General features: G+C 60.2%; 2 protein-coding genes and 1 pseudogene. All 3 read left to right on the plus strand.

Annotation, left to right across the window (positions count from 1 at the left end):
• Positions 1 to 1237 (plus strand): annotated as a pseudogene (locus tag ACGLHR_RS51510) (hypothetical protein); the annotation flags it as partial.
• Positions 1230 to 1706 carry a hypothetical protein gene (locus tag ACGLHR_RS51515; RefSeq protein WP_400103818.1) on the plus strand — a complete coding sequence of 159 codons (477 nt, stop codon included), beginning with the start codon at positions 1230 to 1232 and terminating at the stop codon, positions 1704 to 1706. The pseudogene ACGLHR_RS51510 and the gene ACGLHR_RS51515, both read left to right, overlap by 8 nt.
• Positions 1707 to 1818: 112 nt before the next feature.
• Positions 1819 to 2157: hypothetical protein (locus ACGLHR_RS51520; RefSeq protein ID WP_400103820.1), on the plus strand; the 339-nt coding region annotated here is incomplete at its 3' end.

Genomic DNA, 2157 nt, shown 5'->3' on the forward strand with positions numbered 1-2157 from the left:
CATCGAGCTTTACACCCGTCTGGCAGGCAACCCGTTCTGGCTAGGCATTGAGCGAGATCCGTTCATAAAACGCTACCGCGATGGCCTCGATCCGTCAGTGTTTGATGAACTGTATGACCACCAGTGTGCGCTGTGGCGAAATGGCACACTGACCCTCGACATGTCTGTCTACGTGTTTGGGAATCGTCTGGTGAAGGCGATGCGTGAAGGCAAGACAAGCATGCGCTTCCGATACGCTAATGGCTCGCCGATCAGCCTTGTAAAGCGAATGGAGTGGCACGCTGCGTACTTGCACGTTGGCGAGCTCGAGGAGCATATGCGGTTCACGACGCCAACGAAGATATCCGACACCATGCGGCTTCCGCTGGCCACTGGGTTCGTTGGGCCCTGGGAGTTACTGTTCGTGCAGCCCAAACGGTCCGTGGCCGAGGAACGCGACGACGGGCTTTGCGATGTGACCCGCTACATGTCGGTCAACCGACCAGACCCTACGTTCATCGGACAGTCACTGGGTGACGCAAAGCAACTGCCGACGCTGTTTGAAAAGTACGGACAGACTGACGAAGATCGGGCCTTGAAGATCGAGGCACACATGCTGCGCCACATGCAGAACACCGAGCTGTTCCGGCTTGGCGTTGCCGACACGATCATCTCAAAGCGCTTCAACCGGCGCAGCGTTGCACAAAGCTATGAATACGACCATCGCAGCCTGGCGGAGGATCTTGACCAGATTGAAATTCCACAGGACGTCGAGATCCTGCTCGGCGAAAAAGCCGGCACGGTTGCCCGACTCATCAAGGGTGGCAAGGCAAGCGGTCCGATCGTCGATGCCTTCCGGCGCATCCAGAAAACGGAGGGCGACGCGGCCGCATACGAGTACCTGCGCGCCGAAGCGGACGGATTCCATGCCACCCCTTATGGGCACTGCCTGAACTCGTTCACGGTCGATCCGTGCGCCAAGCATCTGGAGTGCTTTGCCGACTGTCGTCACCTCTCGGCCACTGACCTGCCGGAGCACAGGCGGAACCTGATCCGGCTCGAGGGTCAGCTCAAGCTCGCCGTGGAAACGATCAAGGCCCGCCCATCGACTAGCATTGGTTGGCAAAACCAGCTCGACCACGCGGAAAAACGGCTGGCTGGCGTACAAGGGCTGCTCAAAACGCGGCCGGGCGACCGTCCCTTCCCCGATGGCATTGACCTCTCCTTGCCCCGACAACAGGGAATACTTGATGAATAAAGCCAATGAAGCGGCGTCGGCCGATGATGGGATGCGTGAGATCCTTGAGATGTTGCTGACCGACGACGAGGACATCTCGGCGCGCGCCGTCGCCCGGCTGCATCCGTCCATCAAGGCAGCGTCGTCGATCACCCGCAGCGAGTCACGCCGCAGGCTGCTTGCCGAGTATCAGCAGCGCCAAGCGGAATACCGGCGCTGGCGTGGCCGCGCTGCCAAGCGACCTGGCGCTGACATGGCCGCGACGCTTGCCGACAAGGACCTCAGGATTACGGAGCTTGAAGCCACCGTGCAATTGCTGACGGCTTCCCACCTCGCAATGCTACGTGCCGTTGGTGAACTGGGCGGATTCAGCAAGTGGGCCAGATTCTACGAGCAGTATCGTGACGCCCGGGACAAGCTTGCAGAACTTGGCGCCCTACCCGAAGCGGCAATCGTCGCGATGCCTGAGAATCCTAAACGCCGGAACTAAGCGCGGCGACGCTGAATGCCATCCGGCGTGATACTGTCTGCATTGATGCTCGCAGCCACGAAATGGCTGCGGTTCCGCGGCGGAAGCCGTCTCTCTCCCGAAAGGAGCGTTCATGTCCTATTGCCCCTTCTTCCAGACCCTGCATGACGAAACCCGCCCTGTGGGCAACCTCGGCCGGGGAACACATTACTCCATCCTTCGGGCGCCGGTCTGGCATGACGAGCTTCTGAACCGGCTCGATCGCTGCGCATTCCTTGACCTCGCAGTCATCTGGGACGAGGACCATGACGATCGCGTGATCGACGCGCTCATGATGCTTTACGTCGGCGGCCTGCTCTCACCTGTGCGGTATATCGGGGAGCGCAAGGGTACGCTCTCTGCGTTGTTGGCTCCAGATGCAATGCGGACCTGGACCCCGAAGGCGCTGCAGCAGTATCGCGACGATATTGAG

The organism is Cupriavidus sp. CuC1 (genome assembly GCF_044627735.1).
Lineage (GTDB): Bacteria > Pseudomonadota > Gammaproteobacteria > Burkholderiales > Burkholderiaceae > Cupriavidus > Cupriavidus ulmosensis.